General features: G+C 46.1%; 21 protein-coding genes and 1 other annotated feature. All 21 genes read left to right on the top strand.

Features of this window, described 5'->3' with window-relative positions; translation table 11 throughout:
- The first annotated feature begins 43 nt into the window (after positions 1-43).
- Positions 44-193, top strand: a complete 150-nt coding sequence (rpmG, locus tag BAZ21_RS28280) for a 50S ribosomal protein L33 (protein ID WP_081752062.1) — start codon at positions 44-46, stop codon at positions 191-193.
- 20 nt (positions 194-213) lie between these two features.
- Positions 214-405, top strand: coding sequence for a preprotein translocase subunit SecE (gene secE / locus BAZ21_RS25235; protein WP_068505603.1), 192 nt, complete (start codon positions 214-216; stop codon positions 403-405).
- Between the two features lie 22 nt (positions 406-427).
- On the top strand, positions 428-961 hold the full coding sequence (nusG, locus tag BAZ21_RS25230; protein WP_007432596.1) for a transcription termination/antitermination protein NusG: 534 nt from the start codon (positions 428-430) through the stop codon (positions 959-961).
- Positions 962-1034: 73 nt separating this feature from the next.
- Positions 1035-1460, top strand: a complete 426-nt coding sequence (gene rplK / locus BAZ21_RS25225) for a 50S ribosomal protein L11 (protein ID WP_007432595.1) — start codon at positions 1035-1037, stop codon at positions 1458-1460.
- An 87-nt stretch (positions 1461-1547) separates the two neighbouring features.
- Positions 1548-2240 (top strand): 50S ribosomal protein L1, encoded by a 693-nt coding sequence (rplA, locus tag BAZ21_RS25220; protein ID WP_007432594.1) that lies wholly within the window; start codon positions 1548-1550, stop codon positions 2238-2240.
- A gap of 68 nt (positions 2241-2308) precedes the next feature.
- Positions 2309-2460, top strand: a sequence feature (ribosomal protein L10 leader region).
- 73 nt (positions 2461-2533) lie between these two features.
- Entirely contained in the window at positions 2534-3037 is a 504-nt protein-coding gene (gene rplJ, locus BAZ21_RS25215; protein WP_068505602.1) for a 50S ribosomal protein L10, read from the top strand.
- Between the two features lie 67 nt (positions 3038-3104).
- Positions 3105-3470 carry a 50S ribosomal protein L7/L12 gene (gene rplL / locus BAZ21_RS25210; RefSeq protein WP_007432592.1) on the top strand — a complete coding sequence of 122 codons (366 nt, stop codon included), beginning with the start codon at positions 3105-3107 and terminating at the stop codon, positions 3468-3470.
- A 148-nt stretch (positions 3471-3618) separates the two neighbouring features.
- Positions 3619-4221, top strand: coding sequence for a class I SAM-dependent methyltransferase (locus BAZ21_RS25205; protein ID WP_068505601.1), 603 nt, complete (start codon positions 3619-3621; stop codon positions 4219-4221).
- A gap of 356 nt (positions 4222-4577) precedes the next feature.
- The gene (gene rpoB, locus BAZ21_RS25200; protein ID WP_068505600.1) at positions 4578-8123 is read left to right on the top strand and encodes a DNA-directed RNA polymerase subunit beta; all 3546 of its coding nucleotides are present in this window, start codon (positions 4578-4580) and stop codon (positions 8121-8123) included.
- A 139-nt stretch (positions 8124-8262) separates the two neighbouring features.
- Entirely contained in the window at positions 8263-11877 is a 3615-nt protein-coding gene (gene rpoC / locus BAZ21_RS25195; protein WP_068505599.1) for a DNA-directed RNA polymerase subunit beta', read from the top strand.
- Between the two features lie 220 nt (positions 11878-12097).
- Positions 12098-12349, top strand: coding sequence for a ribosomal L7Ae/L30e/S12e/Gadd45 family protein (locus BAZ21_RS25190; RefSeq protein WP_068505598.1), 252 nt, complete (start codon positions 12098-12100; stop codon positions 12347-12349).
- Positions 12350-12493: 144 nt separating this feature from the next.
- Complete coding sequence (gene rpsL / locus BAZ21_RS25185) at positions 12494-12916, top strand: 30S ribosomal protein S12 (protein WP_007432587.1); 423 nt, start codon at positions 12494-12496, stop codon at positions 12914-12916.
- Between the two features lie 50 nt (positions 12917-12966).
- Positions 12967-13437 carry a 30S ribosomal protein S7 gene (gene rpsG / locus BAZ21_RS25180; protein ID WP_007432586.1) on the top strand — a complete coding sequence of 157 codons (471 nt, stop codon included), beginning with the start codon at positions 12967-12969 and terminating at the stop codon, positions 13435-13437.
- Between the two features lie 47 nt (positions 13438-13484).
- Entirely contained in the window at positions 13485-15563 is a 2079-nt protein-coding gene (gene fusA, locus BAZ21_RS25175; RefSeq protein WP_068505597.1) for an elongation factor G, read from the top strand.
- A gap of 95 nt (positions 15564-15658) precedes the next feature.
- Entirely contained in the window at positions 15659-16849 is a 1191-nt protein-coding gene (gene tuf, locus BAZ21_RS25170) for an elongation factor Tu (RefSeq protein WP_010348813.1), read from the top strand.
- 339 nt (positions 16850-17188) lie between these two features.
- Positions 17189-17497 carry a 30S ribosomal protein S10 gene (gene rpsJ / locus BAZ21_RS25165; RefSeq protein ID WP_006676490.1) on the top strand — a complete coding sequence of 103 codons (309 nt, stop codon included), beginning with the start codon at positions 17189-17191 and terminating at the stop codon, positions 17495-17497.
- Positions 17498-17529: 32 nt separating this feature from the next.
- Positions 17530-18153, top strand: a complete 624-nt coding sequence (gene rplC, locus BAZ21_RS25160) for a 50S ribosomal protein L3 (RefSeq protein WP_068505596.1) — start codon at positions 17530-17532, stop codon at positions 18151-18153.
- 26 nt (positions 18154-18179) lie between these two features.
- Positions 18180-18803, top strand: coding sequence for a 50S ribosomal protein L4 (rplD, locus tag BAZ21_RS25155; RefSeq protein WP_007432582.1), 624 nt, complete (start codon positions 18180-18182; stop codon positions 18801-18803).
- Positions 18803-19093 carry a 50S ribosomal protein L23 gene (gene rplW / locus BAZ21_RS25150; RefSeq protein WP_007432581.1) on the top strand — a complete coding sequence of 97 codons (291 nt, stop codon included), beginning with the start codon at positions 18803-18805 and terminating at the stop codon, positions 19091-19093. Before rplD ends, rplW begins: the two co-directional genes overlap by 1 nt.
- 30 nt (positions 19094-19123) lie before the next feature.
- Positions 19124-19954 (top strand): 50S ribosomal protein L2, encoded by an 831-nt coding sequence (gene rplB / locus BAZ21_RS25145; protein ID WP_010348809.1) that lies wholly within the window; start codon positions 19124-19126, stop codon positions 19952-19954.
- Between the two features lie 72 nt (positions 19955-20026).
- The gene (gene rpsS / locus BAZ21_RS25140; RefSeq protein ID WP_007432579.1) at positions 20027-20305 is read left to right on the top strand and encodes a 30S ribosomal protein S19; all 279 of its coding nucleotides are present in this window, start codon (positions 20027-20029) and stop codon (positions 20303-20305) included.
- Positions 20306-20339 lie beyond the last annotated feature (34 nt).

Genomic DNA, 20339 nt, shown 5'->3' with positions numbered 1-20339 from the left:
TTATGAGACTTCCGGTGTTGGATGTCTTCGGGAGGTGCACATCATGCGGGTAATTATTACTTTGGCTTGTACAACTTGCAAACAAAGAAATTACACAACGACGAAAAACAAGCGTAATCACCCCGACCGCATGGAGATGAAGAAATTCTGTAAGTTCTGTAACGAACAGACTTCTCATCGGGAAACCAGATAGTTTGTGGAGGTGTAGTCGGCGTGAAAAGCAGTTTCAAGTCTCTGTTTTCCTTTTTCTCTGAAAGCTGGGCTGAACTCAAGAAGGTTCGCTGGCCCAATCGTAAAGAACTGACCAACTATACGCTGATTGTCGTTGGGACAATTGCGTTCGTCACGATTTATTTTTGGGTTCTCGATATCGGCATTTCCGCTGTGATCGAAGCGATTATCTAGGAAGGGTTCCAGGTGGCTTGATATGGAAAAAAGATGGTATGTCGTTCATACCTATTCAGGGTATGAGAACAAAGTCAAAGCCAATTTGGAAAAACGCGTTGAGTCCATGGGCATGGAAGACAAGATATTCCGTGTTCTTGTTCCAATGGAAGAAGAACTGGTAACCAAGGACGGTAAGAAAAAAACCGTTATGCGTAAAGTATATCCTGGTTATGTCTTAGTCGAAATGGTCCAAACCGACGACTCTTGGTATGTTGTTCGCAACACACCAGGTGTTACGGGATTTGTAGGGTCGACAGGCTCGGGTTCCAAACCGACGCCATTGCTTCCAGAAGAAGTTGAACAGATTCTGAAGCATATGGGCATGGTAGAGCCGAAACCGAAGATTGAATTCGATGTTAAGGAATCCGTGCGAATTAAAGTTGGTCCTTTTGCGAATTTTGTGGGCTCCGTGGAAGAAATTTTGGTTGAGAAAAGCAAGCTTAAGGTTCACGTCAACATGTTTGGACGGGAAACCCCGCTTGAGTTGGATTATACTCAAGTGGAGAAAATATAGATTTTTCTTACAGGTTTCTTGTGGGAGGATCAATAGGTCCGTCTACCACTATTGAGTCAAGGAGGTGTCATCCATGGCAAAAAAGGTAATTAAAATGGTAAAACTGCAGATTCCTGCAGGGAAAGCTAATCCAGCGCCTCCAGTAGGTCCAGCTTTGGGTCAAGCAGGTGTCAACATCATGGCATTCTGTAAAGAGTTCAATGCTCGTACTGCTGATCAAGCAGGCCTGATTATCCCGGTTGAAATTTCGGTATTTGAGGATCGTTCTTTTACGTTCATCACCAAAACTCCACCGGCTGCTGTTCTGTTGAAAGTTGCTGCTAAAATCGAAAAAGGTTCCGGTGAACCGAATAAAACGAAAGTTGCAACTGTAAATCGCGCTGCTGTTCGTCAAATTGCAGAGCAAAAAATGCCTGACCTTAACGCAGCTTCCGTAGAATCGGCAATGCGTATGGTTGAAGGTACTGCTCGCAGCATGGGTATCACCATCGTAGATTAATTTTATTAATCTACGTGTGTCGGCAGTTTGACTGTCCGGCAAGTGTGGGAGGAATATCCGCTAATACCACATAAGGAGGAAAACATAATGGCTAAACATGGTAAGAAGTACCTAGAAGCTGCTAAGCTGATTGACAGCGAAGCAACTTATGAGCCTTTGGAAGCCGTTGAACTGGTGAAAAAGGCTGCAACTGCTAAGTTCGACGAAACCGTTGAAGCAGCAGTTCGTCTGGGCGTAGATTCCCGTAAACAAGACCAGGCTGTTCGTGGTGTTGTTGTCCTGCCGCATGGTACAGGTAAAACACAACGCGTTCTGGTATTTGCAAAAGGTGACAAAGTGAAAGAAGCGGAAGCGGCTGGCGCAGATTTTGTTGGCGATCAAGATATGATCAACAAAATCCAACAAGGCTGGTTCGAATTCGACGTCTGCGTTGCGACACCTGATATGATGAGTGAGGTTGGTAAACTGGGTCGTTTGCTCGGTGGTAAAGGTTTGATGCCTAACCCTAAAGCAGGCACAGTTACTTTCGACGTTGCCAAGGCTGTTCAAGAAATTAAAGCCGGTAAAATCGAATACCGTCTCGACAAAGCAGGTCAAATTCACGCACCAATCGGCAAAGCTTCCTTCAGTGCTGAACAACTGAACGAGAACCTTAAAGCCTTGATTGAAGCCTTGAACCGTGCGAAGCCAGCGGCTGCTAAAGGTGTATACCTGAAAAACATCGCTATCTCTTCGACTATGGGACCAAGTGCACGTGTGAACGCATCTGTTTACAGATAATATTTTGATTGACACATTCAATCAAATTTGTTATTCTGTAAAAGTTGTGAGTCCTTGTGACTGACCATTAAAGTTGAATATGCTTACCGTAGACAGTAGGTGCTTTCGGGCTTAATTTCCTACCGAGGTGTTATGATAGAACGTTTCATGTGACGGGCTTGCCCCGTCCATGTGGATTTATCAAGCCTTCGTACTCTACGGAGGCTTTTTTCATGCTCAAGAGAGCGGCTTTGGGAGATTGCCGGATCAGGTGTTTCGAACAAAGCGGATAAATTGATCAGGAGGTGTACAGTTTGGCAAATGCAAAGGTGATTCAAGCAAAACAAGAAGCTGTGGAAGTTGTAGCTGCAAAATTGCGCGAGAGCGTAACGACTGTAGTTGCAGACTATCGCGGTCTGAATGTTGCCCAAGTAACTGAGCTGCGTAAGCAGCTTCGCGAAGCCGGAATCGAATTTCAAGTGCTGAAAAACACGCTGCTTCGTCGCGCAACTGCGGCAGCAGAATTGACTGAACTGGACGCAGTATTGACAGGTCCTACTGCAATCGCGTTCGGCAAAGATGATGCTGTGTCTGCAGCTAAAATCTTGAATGATTTCGCTAAGAAAAACAATGCGCTCGAACTGAAAGGCGGAGTTGTAGAAGGTCGCGTTATCGGTGTTGAGGAAATCAAGGCGCTGGCAGAACTGCCATCCCGCGAAGGTCTCCTTTCTATGCTCCTCAGCGTGCTTCAAGCTCCTATGCGCAACTTCGCGCTTGCAGTTAAAGCTGTTGCGGAAAAAGAAGAGCAAAGCGCATAAGTTAAGGATTAAACCTGCTGTATAGCAGTTAAGAACAAAAAATACGAATTTAAATGGAGGTTCAACCATGAGTAAAGAGCAAATCTTGGAAGCAATTAAAGGTATGTCCGTATTGGAACTGAACGATCTCGTTAAAGCAATCGAAGAAGAATTCGGCGTAACTGCAGCAGCTCCAGTAGCTGTAGTAGGTGGCGCAGCAGGTGGCGCAGCAGAAGCTGAGCAATCCGAGTTCGACGTAATTCTGGCAAGCGCTGGCGCTTCCAAAATCAACGTTATCAAAGCAGTTCGCGAAATTACAGGTCTTGGCCTGAAAGAAGCAAAAGAACTGGTTGACAACGCTCCAAAACCATTGAAAGAAAAAATCGCTAAAGAAGAAGCTGAATCCATTAAAGCAAAATTGGAAGAAGCAGGCGCTTCTGTAGAAGTAAAATAATTGACTCCTATTTAGCAGTCAATGAATTAAAACAAACCCCTTGAGGTGATCTTCAAGGGGTTTGTTGCTGTAAAACGGTAGTGCCAGCATGTCTGAAACATGATGACAAAGGCTATGATGGTACTACAACCGAAAGAGGTGGTCATGAATGGCGGATCATTATTACTCTAAACGGCCAGAGGCGGCGCATGAACGACGGAGTCTGGAGACAGTGCTAAGGGGACGGACATACCGTTTCGCCAGTGATTCAGGTGTTTTTTCAAAACAAGGGATTGATTACGGCAGCCGTGTGCTGATTGAAGCGATGCAGCTTCCCGCACAGGCATCCGTGTTAGATGTCGGATGTGGGTATGGACCGATTGGGTTGACGGCAGCAACGCTTGTGCCAGAGGGCCACGTTACAATGATTGATATTAATGAGCGAGCCGTTCAACTGGCAAAAGAAAATGCGGAACGAAATGGGATTAAAAATGTCACCATTAAGCAGAGTGATTTGTTCGCGGAAGTGAAGCATCAGCATTTTGACGTAATTTTGACGAATCCGCCTATACGTGCAGGGAAAGAAACGGTACATGCCATTTTCGAGCTGGCGTATGAGCATTTAAATGAAGGTGGAGCTTTGTGGGTAGTCATTCAGAAAAAGCAGGGGGCTCCTTCGGCGAGTGCTAAAATAGAGAGTCTTTTCGGTTGTGTGGAGGAAGTTACGAAGGATAAAGGTTATCGAATTTTAAAAGCTGAAAAAAAGTTTTGAAAAAAAGCAATAGGACCATTGACTTGAATCCTCGTATGTGATATCATTATAAAATGTCAGTATTAGGATGCCCTCCATGGCTTTAGTTTGTTGAAATGTCAATAGATTTATGCGTAGAAGGGTATAGTATGTCTCCCTATTACGTATAATATAATCATTTTGGGCAAATCTACAAGTGATGAAGATCTTCCGGCAAGAGGATTCTGCAGATACGTCGCTCTTTTTTCGAATGCATTCGAGTAAGGGCTTTTCTGTATTTGTAAGATTGAATCTTCTGTATGTGTCTTATTATAAGGTCACAAACAGAGGTTCGCAATGTATTTTTAAAGTGAGTAGACATGAGGGGTGAGTTTAAGTTGGCAGGACATCTTGTTCAATATGGTCGACGCACTCGGCGCAGTTATGCACGTATTAATGAGGTACTCGAGGTTCCGAACCTGATTGAAATCCAACAAAAATCCTATGATTGGTTTTTGGAGGAAGGATTACGGGAGATGTTTCGGGATATTTCTCCAATTCAGGATTTCACAGGAAACCTGATTTTGGAATTTATCGATTACTCTCTCGGAGAACCTAAATATACCGTTGACGACGCAAAGGAACGCGACGTAACGTATGCAGCACCGCTTCGGGTAAAAGTCCGGCTTATTAATAAAGAGACCGGGGAAGTGAAAGAGCAGGAAGTATTCATGGGAGACTTCCCGCTGATGACTGAAACGGGTACGTTTATTATTAACGGTGCGGAACGGGTTATTGTCAGCCAGTTGGTTCGCTCTCCCAGCGTCTATTTCAGCACAAAAGTCGACAAGAATGCGAAAACAACATACACCGCAACGGTAATTCCTAACCGGGGGGCTTGGCTCGAGCTGGAGATGGATGCGAAGGATATTATCTATGTCCGGATTGACCGTACTCGTAAAATTCCGGTTACGGTGTTGCTGCGTGCGCTAGGCTTCGGCACTGATGCTGAGATTTTGGATTTGCTCGGCAATGACGAATATATCCGTAACACGCTTGATAAAGACAATACCGACTCTACGGAGAAAGCGCTGATTGAAATTTATGAGCGTCTTCGTCCGGGTGAGCCGCCTACACTGGATAATGCAAAGAGCTTGCTCGTTGCACGCTTCTTTGATCCAAAACGTTATGATCTGGCCAACGTAGGCCGTTACAAAATCAATAAAAAGCTTCACATCAAAAACCGTCTGTTCAATCAACGGCTTGCTGAGACCCTGATTGATACGACAACTGGTGAAATCATCGCTGAAGCAGGACAAATGGTTGACCGCCGTCTGTTGGACGAGATTTTGGCCCAGCTGGAAGAATCGGTCGGACACCGTACGTATCATGTTGCTAGTGGCGTACTGGAAAGCAATGATATTCCGCTTCAAACGATTGACGTATTCTCACCAATTGAAGATGGTAAAGTTGTAAAACTGATTGCTAACGGAAATATTGATAAATCGGTTAAAAATATTACGCCTGCCGATATTATTTCCTCCATCAGCTATTTTATTAACTTGCTTCACGGAATCGGAAGCACAGACGATATTGACCACTTGGGTAACCGTCGTTTGCGTTCTGTAGGTGAGTTGCTCCAGAATCAGTTCCGCATCGGTTTGTCCCGTATGGAACGCGTGGTTCGCGAAAGAATGTCGATCCAGGATGCCAATGTAATTACGCCACAGGCGCTGATTAACATACGTCCGGTAATCGCTTCGATTAAAGAGTTCTTTGGTAGCTCTCAGTTGTCTCAGTTTATGGATCAGACGAACCCGCTTGCTGAATTGACACACAAACGTCGTTTGTCCGCACTCGGACCTGGTGGTTTGACACGTGAGCGCGCGGGCATGGAAGTACGTGACGTCCATCCGAGTCACTACGGCCGTATGTGTCCTATCGAGACGCCGGAGGGACCGAACATTGGTTTGATTAACTCCTTGTCTACCTTCGCGCGCATCAACGAGTACGGATTTATTGAAGCTCCTTATCGTTGGGTAGATCCGAAAACCGGAAAAGTTACAGAGCAGATTGATTACCTGACTGCTGATGAAGAAGATAACTACATCGTAGCCCAGGCAAATGCGGAATTGACTGAGGAAAACACCTTTAAGGACGAAATCGTCATTGTCCGCTATAACAAACAGTCTGATAACATTATTCCAATGGCGAGTAGCCGTGTTGATTACATGGACGTATCACCTAAACAGGTCGTATCGGTCGCAACTGCACTGATTCCGTTCCTGGAGAACGATGACTCTAACCGCGCATTGATGGGTTCCAACATGCAGCGGCAGGCTGTTCCGCTTCTGATTCCAAAGGCTCCTTTGGTTGGAACAGGGATGGAACATAAGTCTGCAAAAGATTCCGGTGTTTGCGTTGTGTCCAAGTACAACGGGGTAATCGAACGTTCTTCGGCTAACGAAATTTGGCTGCGTCGTATTGAAACTGTAGATGGCGCTGAAGTAAAAGGCGACATTGTTAAGTATAAATTACACAAATTTATGCGTTCTAACCAAGGAACATGCATCAATCAGCGTCCGATTGTTAACAGAGGCGATATTGTCAAAGTTGGCGATATTCTTGCAGATGGTCCTTCCACAGAGATGGGCGAACTGGCATTGGGACGTAACGTTGTCGTGGCCTTCATGACTTGGGAAGGTTACAACTACGAGGATGCGATCCTGCTGAGTGAGAAGCTGGTTAAGGAGGATGTATACACCTCGATCCATATCGAGGAATACGAATCCGAGGCCCGCGATACGAAGCTTGGACCTGAAGAAATTACTCGTGATATTCCGAATGTTGGTGAAGAAGCGCTTCGTAATCTGGATGAGCGCGGCATCATTCGCATTGGTGCTGAAATTGCCGCAGGTGACATTCTTGTTGGTAAAGTAACACCTAAGGGTGTGACTGAGCTGACAGCCGAAGAGCGTCTCTTGCATGCAATCTTTGGCGAGAAGGCACGCGAGGTTCGCGATACTTCCTTGAGAGTTCCTCACGGAACAGACGGAATTGTTGTAGACGTTAAAGTGTTTACACGTGAAAATGGCGATGAGCTGCCACCGGGTGTGAACCAACTGGTACGTGTATACATTGCTCAAAAACGTAAAATCTCCGAAGGCGATAAAATGGCTGGACGTCACGGTAACAAGGGTGTCGTTGCCCGTATTTTGCCTGAGGAAGATATGCCGTTCCTGCCGGATGGTACACCGGTACAGGTCGTTCTCAACCCACTGGGCGTACCTTCGCGGATGAACATCGGACAGGTGCTCGAAGTCCATCTGGGTATGGCTGCAATGCGTCTTGGTATTCATGTGGCTACGCCAGTATTCGATGGTGCCAAGGAGTATGACGTGTTCGATACCATGGAAGAAGCAGGCATGCAGCGTAATGGTAAGACTGTATTGTATGACGGCCGTACAGGTGATCGTTTTGAACGTGAAGTTACTGTTGGTGTCATGCACATGATTAAACTTGCGCACATGGTTGACGATAAAATCCATGCCCGCTCTACGGGTCCTTACTCTCTCGTTACGCAACAACCATTGGGTGGTAAAGCTCAATTCGGTGGTCAGCGCTTCGGGGAGATGGAAGTATGGGCGTTGGAAGCCTACGGCGCGGCGTACACGCTTCAGGAAATTTTGACTGTGAAATCCGATGATGTGGTTGGACGTGTTAAAACCTACGAATCCATCGTCAAAGGTGAAAATGTTCCTGAACCGGGTGTTCCTGAATCATTCAAGGTCTTGATCAAAGAGCTGCAAAGCTTGGGTATGGACGTGAAGATTCTGTCCGAAGACGAACAAGAGATCGAAATGAGAGAGCTTGATGATGAAGATGATACAACTGGCGATAAGCTGAGTTTGAATCTGGAAGGCTCTGAGGTTGGCGTAGAGTAGTCTGTTGCCGACTGAATCATATCAGCTTTGTTATATGCCTTGATCCATTCTAGGATGGAATGGGCTTCTTGATACCGCCCGGTTCTGCCGGGCGGTATCAAACCTAAAAACTCAGGATTTGGTTAAGGAGGGTTGCTCCTTGTTGGACGTTAACAATTTCGAATATATGAAAATCGGGCTTGCTTCCCCTGAAAAAATTCGTTCTTGGTCCCGCGGAGAAGTCAAAAAACCGGAGACGATTAACTATCGTACGCTTAAACCGGAAAAAGAAGGACTATTTTGCGAGAAAATTTTTGGACCTACGAAAGATTGGGAATGTCATTGCGGTAAGTACAAACGTGTACGCTATAAAGGTGTTGTCTGTGACCGTTGTGGTGTAGAAGTTACCCGCGCTAAAGTTCGTCGTGAACGCATGGGACACATCGAGCTGGCTGCCCCTGTATCGCACATTTGGTACTTCAAAGGCATTCCAAGCCGTATGGGTCTTGCTCTTGATATGTCTCCAAGATCTCTCGAAGAGATCATTTACTTCGCATCTTATGTTGTAACTGATCCAGGAGATACGCCGCTGGAGAAAAAACAGCTTCTGTCCGAAAAAGAATACCGCAGCTACCGTGAAAAATATGGCTACGGATTCCAGGCAGGTATGGGGGCCGAAGCGGTTAAAAAGCTTCTTCAAGATTTGGACATCGATAAAGAACTGGAGTTCCTGAAAGAAGAGCTGCGTACAGCTCAAGGACAACGTCGTAACCGTGCCATCAAGCGTCTTGAAGTTATTGAGGCGTTCCGTAACTCTGGCAACCAGCCGGATTGGATGATCATGGACGTACTGCCTGTTATTCCTCCTGAGCTTCGTCCAATGGTACAGCTGGATGGTGGACGTTTTGCTACTTCCGACCTGAATGATCTGTATCGCCGTGTTATTAACCGTAATAACCGTCTGAAACGCCTGTTAGATCTGGGTGCGCCAGATATTATCGTGCAAAATGAAAAACGGATGCTGCAGGAAGCTGTTGACGCTCTGATTGATAATGGTCGTCGTGGTCGTCCTGTTACAGGTCCGGGTAATCGTCCTTTGAAATCCCTCAGCCACATGCTGAAAGGTAAACAAGGACGTTTCCGTCAAAACTTGCTCGGAAAACGTGTTGACTACTCCGGTCGTTCCGTTATCGTAGTAGGTCCGTACTTGAAGATGTACCAATGCGGTTTGCCGAAAGAAATGGCGCTGGAACTGTTCAAGCCTTTTGTTATGAAAGAACTTGTGAATAAAGGTCTGGCACACAACATCAAGAGCGCGAAGCGTAAAGTAGAGCGTGTGAGCGCAGAAGTATGGGATGTGCTCGAAGAAGTAATCAAGGAGCATCCGGTTCTTCTAAACCGTGCCCCTACGCTGCATAGACTGGGTATTCAAGCATTTGAACCGATCTTGGTTGAAGGTCGTGCGATTCGTTTGCACCCACTCGTATGTACGGCATACAATGCCGACTTTGACGGTGACCAAATGGCGGTTCACGTTCCGTTGTCTGCGGAAGCTCAAGCAGAAGCTCGTCTGCTCATGCTGGCATCCGGCAACATTTTGAATCCAAAAGACGGCAAGCCGGTTGTTACTCCTTCCCAGGATATGGTCCTTGGTTCGTTCTATTTGACCATGGATAACAAGGAAGAAGAAGGAAGTAACATGATCCTTCGCAACCCGAATGAGGCGATCTCGGCTTACCAGCGCGGTACAGCGGGTCTTCATGCTCGTGTAGCTATTCCGGTTAAAGCTTTGAATAAAACGAGCTTTACAGAGAAGCAACAGGAAGCGATGTTGATTACAACAGTGGGTAAAATTATCTTTAATGAGATCTTCCCGGCAAGCTTCCCGTACATCAATGACGCTACTCGTGCCAACCTGCTTTATGGTACTGCGGAGGAGTTCTTTGTCTACGAGAAGGGTGTAGATCTTACTGAAGCCATCCAAAATGCTCCACAAGCTGGTGGGGTGGGCAAGGATTACCTTGGTAATATCATCGCTCGTTGCTTTGAGATTTACCATACGACAGAAACCGCTGTAATTCTGGATAAGATCAAGCAGCTTGGCTTTACGTATTCTACTCGTGCAGGTGTGACGGTTGCTGTGGCAGACGTAGTTGTGCCTCAAGAGAAACAGGATATTCTTAAAGCGTCTGACGATAAAGCACAAGTCGTAACAAATCAGTACCGTCGTGGTCTGATTACGAACGAGGAACGCTATGACCGGATTATTGATATTTGGTCCAAGGCTAAAGACGATATTACAGACATTTTGATGAAATCCATGGATCGCTATAACTCCATCATGATGATGGTTGACTCCAAAGCGCGTGGTAACAAATCACAGATTACCCAGCTCGGCGGTATGCGTGGACTGATGGCGAATCCATCCGGTCGTATTATCGAGCTCCCAATCAAATCGAATTTCCGTGAAGGTCTGACAGTACTCGAGTACTTCATCTCTACACACGGAGCGCGTAAAGGTTTGGCGGATACAGCCCTGCGTACAGCTGACTCTGGTTACCTGACTCGTCGTCTCGTTGATGTGGCGCAGGATGTTATTGTGCGCGAAGATGACTGCGGAACGGATAAGGGCTTTACAGTAAGCCGTATCCAGGACGGCAAAGAAGTAATTGAGGACCTGTACGATCGTCTGGAAGGTCGTTATTGCTTCGAAACAGTACGTCATCCGGAGACTGGAGAGATCTTGGCAAGACGCAACGAACTGATTGACTCCAACAAAGCTGAAGCGATTGTTAAAGCTGGTGTAGAGAAGATTCAAATTCGTTCCGTACTAAGCTGCCGCGCCAAACATGGCGTCTGCAAAAAGTGCTACGGTCGTAATCTGGCTACTGGTAAACATGTTGAGATTGGTGAAGCGGTTGGTATTATCGCGGCTCAATCCATCGGTGAACCGGGAACACAGCTCACCATGCGTACGTTCCACACAGGCGGCGTAGCAGGAGACGATATTACACAAGGTTTGCCTCGTATCCAGGAGCTTTTCGAAGCGCGTAATCCTAAAGGTCAGGCAACCATCAGTGAAATTGACGGTATAGTTAAAGAAGTACGTGAAGGCAAAGACCGTCGTGAAATCGACATTCAGGGTGAAGCTGAAACGAAAACTTACTCGGTAACTTATGGTTCACGTCTGCGTGTAAGCGAAGGCATGACTGTTGAAGCCGGGGACGAACTGACGGATGGTTCGATCGACCCTAAAGAAATGCTGCGTATTAAAGGTATTCGCGGGGTACAAAACTATATCCTTCAGGAAGTTCAACGTGTATACCGAAATCAGGGCGTAGAAATCAACGATAAGCACGTGGAAGTTATGATTCGTCAAATGCTGCGTAAAATCCGTATCATTGATGCGGGTGACACGACGCTGCTTCCAGGCTCCTTTGTTGATGTACATGAGTATGAAAATGCGAATAAGATAGCGATTCTCAGCGGACAGGAGCCAGCAGTAGCTAAACCGGTTCTGCTCGGTATTACCAAAGCGTCTCTGGAAACTGATTCCTTCCTATCTGCAGCTTCCTTCCAGGAAACTACTCGTGTCCTGACCGATGCTGCCATTAAGGGCAAAGTCGATCAGTTGCTTGGTCTGAAAGAGAATGTAATTATCGGTAAGCTGATTCCTGCGGGAACAGGCATGAACCGTTACCGTAGTGTGAAATTTGCCCAGCCGGAAGAGGAACAATCCTCATCTGAGGAGCTTGAGCCCATTTCCGCTGATTAATAAAAAGTATTAATGGCCCGGAGCATCGTATCCTTGCTGGAGTCTTGCGTAGAGGCTTCAGCAGGTGGTGTTCCGGTATTTTTTCTAAAAATAAACGTGTTAGCTTTGGTCAAGTGAATTATAGTTGATAATTGTCTTGACATTGTTAATAGTCAATGCTAATATAGCAAAGGTGCGTGAGCAGCCTATATGCTATTGGGTCTTTTCGGAGGAATGAGATATGTCTAATGAACAGGGACTACAAGATGCTCATGTCAAAATCGGTACCAAACAAACCATTCGTATGGTAGAATTGGGCTTCGCCTCTGAAGTATATGTGGCAGAAGACGCAGATCAGCGTCTCACTTCCAACATCATTGCTTTGTGCAACAAGCAAGGAGTCAAAGTGACTCTCGTAGACACAATGAAAAATCTCGGAGTTGCATGTGGGATTGAAGTGGGGGCCGCAATGGCTGCTATCGTAAAAAAATAGGGTAAGGAACGTTTTTGTCTAGGGAATTGTATTCTTGGCGGCAAAGACTTTTCATTTGTTCTTTTATGAACCGCCTGGGTCTGTGGGCTTAGAGAAAGGTTTGTAAAGTAACAGCAAAAATTGAGGAAGGGGGTGGCAACCAACATGCCAACTATTAACCAACTGGTTCGTAAAGGACGTCAAGCCAAAATCGAGAAATCGAAATCACCGGCTTTGCAAAAAGGTTTTAATGCCTTGAAACGTGAAGCTACCGACATCAGTGCCCCGCAAAAACGCGGAGTGTGCACTCGTGTAGGTACTATGACTCCGAAAAAACCAAACTCCGCACTTCGTAAATATGCTCGTGTTCGTTTGACGAACCGTGTAGAGGTGACTGCTTACATTCCAGGTATTGGACATAACCTTCAAGAACACAGCGTAGTGCTGATTCGTGGCGGTCGTGTAAAAGACCTTCCGGGTGTGCGTTACCATATCGTTCGCGGTGCTTTGGATACTGCAGGCGTAAACAACCGCATGCAAGCTCGTTCCAAATACGGCGCAAAACGCCCTAAAGCTAAAAAATCCTAATGAATATAAACCGCGTATGCAGGTTTAACATGTAAGAAAGGGGGATATCCATGCCACGCAAAGGTCCAGTTACCAAAAGAGACGTGTTGCCCGATCCGGTATACAACAGCAAGTTGGTTACCCGCTTGATCAACCGCATCATGCTCGACGGAAAACGAGGCGTTGCTCAAAGCATTCTGTACAATGCGTTCAAGCTTATCCAAGAACGTACGGGGAATGACCCGATGGAAGTTTTTGAAGCAGCTATCAAGAATATCATGCCAGTCCTGGAAGTTAAAGCACGCCGTGTCGGCGGTGCCAACTACCAAGTACCAATCGAGGTAAAACCAGAAAGACGTACGTCCCTGGGATTACGTTGGCTCGTAAACTACTCCCGCAACCGCGGCGAGAAGACTATGGAAGAGCGTTTGGCGGCTGAGATTATTGATGCTTCCAACAACACAGGCGCTTCCGTGAAGAAACGTGAAGACACACACAAAATGGCTGAAGCGAACAAAGCGTTTGCTCACTATCGTTGGTAGGATTCAGCCCCAAAAAATAACTTCAATTTTGAAGGGAGACCCATTTCATGGCAAGAGAGTTCTCCTTGAAAAATACACGTAATATCGGGATCATGGCTCATATTGACGCGGGTAAAACCACAACAACAGAGCGGATCTTGTTCTACACAGGCCGTACGCACAAAATCGGTGAAGTTCACGAAGGCGCTGCGACAATGGACTGGATGGAACAAGAACAAGAGCGCGGAATCACGATTACTTCCGCTGCGACGACCGCTGCCTGGAAAGGTCACCGCGTCAATATCATCGACACCCCGGGGCACGTTGACTTCACTGTTGAAGTTGAACGTTCCCTTCGTGTATTGGACGGAGCAGTTGGTGTTTTCAGTGCGAAAGAAGGCGTTGAGCCTCAGTCCGAAACCGTATGGAGACAGGCTGATCGTTACGGCGTTCCACGGATCGCATATGTAAACAAAATGGATATCATTGGTGCCGACTTCTTGAATGTTGTCTCCGACATGCGTGATCGCCTTCAAGCGAACGCAGTTGCGATTCAATTGCCAATCGGTGCAGAAAATGATTTTACTGGTATCATCGATATCGTTGAACAAAAAGCTCATATGTACAAAGATGATCTTGGTCAAGATATCGAAGAAATCGAAATTCCTGCGGAATTCAAAGATCAAGTCGAAGAACTCCGTAATGAATTGATCGAGAAGGTTGCTGAACTGGACGAAGAATTGACAATGAAATACCTGGAAGGCGAAGAAATTTCGGTTGCCGAAATTAAAGCCGCTCTCCGTAAAGGTGTTGTAGAAGTTAAAATCTTCCCAGTTATCTGTGGATCTTCTTACCGTAACAAAGGTGTTCAGCTGATGCTGGATGCTGTTCTCGACTACTTGCCGGCTCCTACTGACGTGCCAAGTATTCAAGGACATTTGGAAGACGGTACGGAAGTTGAGCGTCATTCTTCTGATGAAGAGCCTTTCTCCGCATTGGCCTTCAAAATTATGACGGATCCTTACGTTGGTAAGTTGACATTCTTCCGCGTATATTCCGGTGTGCTTCAATCCGGTTCATACGTATTGAATGCAACAAAAGGCAAACGCGAACGTATCGGACGTATTCTTCAAATGCACGCGAACAGCCGTCAAGAAATCACTGAAGTTTACTCCGGTGATATCGCGGCAGCCGTAGGTTTGAAAGATACAGGTACAGGTGATACACTGTGTGATGAGAAGAATCCAGTTATTCTCGAGTCCATGAATTTCCCTGATCCGGTTATCGAAATCGCGGTTGAGCCTAAAACTAAAGCTGACCAAGATAAGATGTCTGTTGCGCTCGGTAAATTGACCGAAGAAGATCCAACTCTTCGCGCTCATACTAACGAAGAAACTGGTCAGACCATCTTGGCAGGTATGGGTGAGCTTCACCTTGATATCATCATCGACCGTATGCGTCGTGAGTTCAAGGTGGAAACCAATGTGGGTAAACCACAGGTTGCTTACCGTGAAACGTTCCGTGCTCCAGCACGTGTCGAAGGTAAATTCGTTCGTCAATCCGGTGGTCGTGGTCAATATGGTCACGTATGGGTTGAGTTCGAACCGCTCGAGCCAGGTACTGGTAGCCAATTCGAAAGTAAGGTAGTCGGTGGCTCTGTTCCTAGAGAGTACATTGCACCTGCTCTTGCCGGTATTGAGGAACAAATGAAAAACGGCGTTATTGCAGGCTTCCCGCTTGTTGACGTTAAAGCTACAATCGTGGATGGATCATACCATGATGTCGATTCCAACGAAATGGCGTTTAAAATTGCCGGTTCAATGGCGCTGAAAGCAGCGAAAGACAAATGTAAACCAGTATTGCTTGAGCCGATTATGAAAGTTGAAGTAACGGTTCCTGAGGAATACATGGGTGACGTAATGGGTATGTTGAACTCCCGTCGCGGACGGATTGAAGGTATGGACTCCCGCAGTGGAGCTCAGATCATTCGTGCGAAGGTGCCTTTGTCCGAGATGTTTGGGTACTCGACAACACTTCGTTCAGGTACGCAAGGACGCGGCGTGTTCTCCATGGAGCTTTCTCATTATGAAGAAGTTCCGAAGAGCATTGCTGAAGAGATCGTTGCCAAAACTAAAGGCGGCGAGTAATACAATGTATCAGCTGATCGGTATACCTCAAGGTTCGTCCAAGAGGAAGCCGACAGCCTAAAAATAAAACAAGTTATTGAGGAGGAATTGTTCAAATGGCAAAGGCTAAGTTTGAACGTAACAAACCGCACGTTAATATCGGTACTATTGGTCACGTCGATCATGGTAAAACTACTTTGACTGCTGCAATCACAACTGTATTGTCCAAAACTTACGGTGGTGCTGCTGTAGCATTCGATCAAATCGATAAAGCTCCAGAAGAGCGCGAACGCGGTATCACAATCTCCACAGCACACGTGGAATATGAAACACCTAACCGTCACTACGCACACGTTGACTGCCCAGGTCACGCCGACTATGTTAAAAACATGATCACTGGTGCTGCTCAAATGGACGGAGCGATTCTGGTTGTATCCGCAGCTGACGGCCCAATGCCACAAACTCGCGAGCACATCCTGCTGTCCCGCCAAGTAGGCGTTCCTTACATCGTTGTATTCCTGAACAAATGCGACATGGTTGAAGACGAAGAGTTGTTGGAACTGGTTGAAATGGAAGTTCGCGACTTGCTGAGCGAGTATGACTTCCCAGGCGACGACACTCCAATCACTCGTGGTTCCGCTCGTGAAGCACTGCAAAACCCGGAAGGTGACTGGGCTAAGAAAATCGTTGAAATGTTCGAAACAATCGACACTTACATCCCAACTCCAGAACGCGACACTGACAAGCCTTTCCTGATGCCTGTCGAGGACGTATTCTCCATCACTGGTCGTGGTACAGTTGCTACAGGCCGTGTAGAGCGTGGTACTGTTAAAGTTGGCGACGAAATCGAAATCATCGGTATTCAAGAAGAATCCCGTAAATCCGTAGTAACAGGCGTAGAAATGTTCCGTAAATTGCTTGACTCCGCTCAAGCTGGTGACAACATCGGCGCACTGCTTCGCGGTGTAGATCGTGCACAAATCGAGCGTGGCCAAGTATTGGCTAAACCAGGTTCTGTTAACCCACATACAGAATTCTCTGCTCAAATCTACGTTTTGACTAAAGAAGAGGGTGGACGTCACAAACCTTTCTTCACAGGATACCGTCCACAGTTCTACTTCCGTACAACTGACGTTACTGGTATCATCACTTTGCCAGAAGGTTCCGAAATGGTAATGCCTGGCGATAACATCACGGTTACTGTTCAACTGATCAACCCAATCGCGATTGAAGAAGGAACTAAGTTCTCTATTCGTGAAGGCGGTCGTACAGTTGGTGCCGGCGCTGTAGCAACAATTTCTAAATAATAAGGCTGCGAGCCTTGGACATAGCAACATTGTACTGGAACGAGTAACATTGTATTGGAACGAAGCTAAACGAGCCCCTGCCCTGGTGCGGGGGCTTTTCTCTTGAATGAATGGTGAGCTGCGAGCGCAATCGTATCTTTTTGAAAATAAGATGCATTGTTTTTTCGTTTTTGCTTGCAATAGGCAGAACTATTAGATATAATAACTAATGTTGTTTGTGACTGTGCGATGATGTGAGAGGTTACTGACACACCCGGCCCCTTTGCCATGGGAGGGTTGTCTGAAAATTTTCACGGAGTATGTCCGATACCAAATTGGGCGATAGAAGGAGGGACTAAAATGGCAAAGCAAAAAATTCGTATTCGTTTGAAAGCTTACGATCACAGAATTCTTGATCAATCCGCTGAGAAAATTGTTGAAACAGCTAAACGTTCGGGCGCTGGTGTATCCGGACCAATTCCGCTGCCAACTGAGAAACAAGTTATTACTATTCTCCGTGCGGTACACAAGTACAAGGATTCCCGGGAACAATTCGAAATGCGCACACACAAGCGTTTGATCGACATCGTTAACCCGACTCCACAAACTGTGGATGCCTTGATGCGCTTGGACCTGCCGTCCGGTGTAGATATCGAAATTAAATTGTAATATGTGATTAGGAAAAGAAAAGAGGTGTCAACATGAAAGGTATCTTAGGAAAAAAACTCGGAATGACTCAAGTGTTTACCCCTGAAGGTAACGTGCTTGCTGTTACGGTTATCGAAGCGGGCCCTTGTGTTGTTCTGCAAAAGAAAGATCAGGAAAACGATGGATACGAAGCGATTCAGCTCGGTTTCTCTGATAAAAAAGAAAAAAGATCCAATAAACCTGAAGCAGGACATGCGAAAAAAGCAAATACTGCACCTAAGCGCTACGTTCGTGAACTTCGTGGCATCGACCTTGCTGTGTACGAGGTTGGCCAAGAACTGAAGGCTGATGTCTTCACAGAAGGCGAATTCGTTGACGTAACAGGTATTTCTAAAGGTAAAGGTTTTGCTGGCGTTATCAAACGCTGGGGACAAAGCCGCGGACCAATGGCGCACGGCTCGCGTTACCACAGAGGTCCAGGTTCCATGGGCTCCATTCAAGCTAACCGTGTTCCTAAAGGTAAACACCTGCCAGGACACATGGGGAATGAAACGGTAACCATTCAACGTCTTGAAGTTGTTAAAGTCGATACAGAACGTAATGTATTGCTCGTAAAAGGTTCCATTCCAGGACCTAAAAACAGCTTCGTTAAAGTATTAGAAACGGTGAAAAAATAAACGACCGAAGAAAGGAGGAACACGAAATGCCAAAAGTAGCACTTTTAAATATTAGCGGCAGCCAAGTAGGCGAAATTGAATTGAACGATGCAGTATTCGGTATCGAGCCGAACAAACACGTTCTTCATGATGCTGTTGTTATGCAATTGGCTTCCCTGCGTCAAGGTACTCACAAAGTAAAAGGACGTTCTGAAGTACGCGGCGGCGGACGTAAACCTTGGAAACAAAAAGGTACTGGCCGCGCTCGTCAAGGTTCGATCCGTGCACCGCAATGGGTTGGTGGCGGTACTGTATTTGGTCCGACTCCACGCAGCTACGCTTACAAATTGCCTAAAAAAGTTCGTCGTCTGGCGATCAAATCGGCATTGTCTTCTAAAGTGATTGAGAATGAAATCATCGTATTGGACGCTCTTACACTGAACGGACCTAAAACGAAAGAATTCGCAGCCATTTTGAATAACCTTAAAGCTGATCGTAAAGCATTGATCGTAGCTCCTAGCTATGATGATAATGTTGCACTGTCCGCTCGTAATATTCCTGGTGTGAAGTTTGTAGCCGCAGACGGCATTAATGTTCTTGATGTGCTTGGACACGACAAACTGATCATTACGAAGGAAGCAGTTCAGAAGGTAGAGGAGGTGCTCGCGTAATGAAGGATCCTCGTGATATTATCAAACGTCCGGTTATCACCGAACGTACGGCTGGTATGATGAATGACTTGAAATACGTTTTCGAGGTTGACATTCGTTCTAACAAAGTCGAAATTAAAAAAGCAATCGAAGCGATCTTTAACGTGAAAGTAAGTAACGTAAATACGCTTCGCGTTCCTGCAAAACCAAAACGCTACGGACGTCATTCCGGCTATACGAGCGAGTGGAAAAAAGCGTTCGTAACGCTGAGCAAAGACAGTAAGCCGCTTGAGTTTTTTGAAACGGTATAATTGAAACTGTAAAGTAAGGAGGGAAACTCAGTGCCAATTAAAAAGTATAAACCAACGTCCCCGGCCAGACGTGCAATGTCTGTATCTACTTTCGAGGAGATCACAACAAATCAGCCCGAGAAATCGTTGCTGGCACCTCTGAGCAAGCAAGCTGGACGCAATAACCAAGGTAAAATTACAGTTCGTCATCAAGGCGGCGGACACAAACGTAAATACCGTATTATTGACTTCAAACGTAACAAAGATGGAATACCGGGCCGCGTTGCTACGATCGAATATGATCCGAACCGTACGTCCAACATCGCGCTTATCCACTATGTGGATGGTGAAAAACGTTACATCATCGCTCCTAAAGGTTTGAAAGTAGGAGACGAAGTGGTATCCGGTCCGGATTCCGATATCAAAATCGGTAACTCCTTGCCATTGGAAAATATTCCAGTAGGTACGGTTATCCACAATATCGAATTGAAACCGGGTAAAGGTGGCCAACTCGTTCGTGCTGCTGGTACGGAAGCCCAACTTCTTGGTAAAGAAGAAAAGTATGTAACAATTCGTTTGACTTCTGGTGAAGTTCGTCGCATTCTGAAAGTTTGCCGCGCTACAATCGGTTCTGTTGGTAACGAAGATCACGAACTCGTGAAAATCGGTAAAGCTGGCCGTAGTCGTTGGTTGGGACAACGTCCTGAAGTTCGTGGTGTTGTTATGAACCCTAACGATCACCCACACGGTGGTGGTGAAGGTCGCGCTCCAATCGGACGTAAATCTCCAATGTCTCCATGGGGCAAACCAACCCTTGGTTACAAAACGCGTAAAAAAGGTAAAGCATCTGATAAATACATCGTTCGTCGTCGTACTAAGTAATGAAACGTGCGCTTAAGTCGCACGTTAACATTTTAAGGAACGACAACGTTTTAACGAAGGGAGGATTCATAAATGGGTCGCAGTCTCAAAAAAGGACCATTCATTGATGGTTACTTGCTGAAAAAAGTAGAGGTTTTGAACGAGTCGGACAAAAAAGTCGTGATCAAAACTTGGTCCCGTCGCTCTACAATTTTCCCGCAATTTATCGGACATACGTTTGGTGTATACGATGGTCGTAAACATGTGCCAGTATACGTAACGGAAGATATGGTCGGACACAAACTGGGCGAATTTGCTCCAACGCGTACGTACAAAGGCCATACGGATGACGATAAGAAAACAAGAAGATAATCAACACAGCGTAGTGTTTGAGAGGAGGTAACTC

Source organism: Paenibacillus kribbensis, from assembly GCF_001705305.1.
GTDB lineage: Bacteria > Bacillota > Bacilli > Paenibacillales > Paenibacillaceae > Paenibacillus > Paenibacillus kribbensis_B.
Note: the sequence above shows the minus strand (reverse complement) of the source record. Positions and strands in the feature narration are given on the sequence as shown.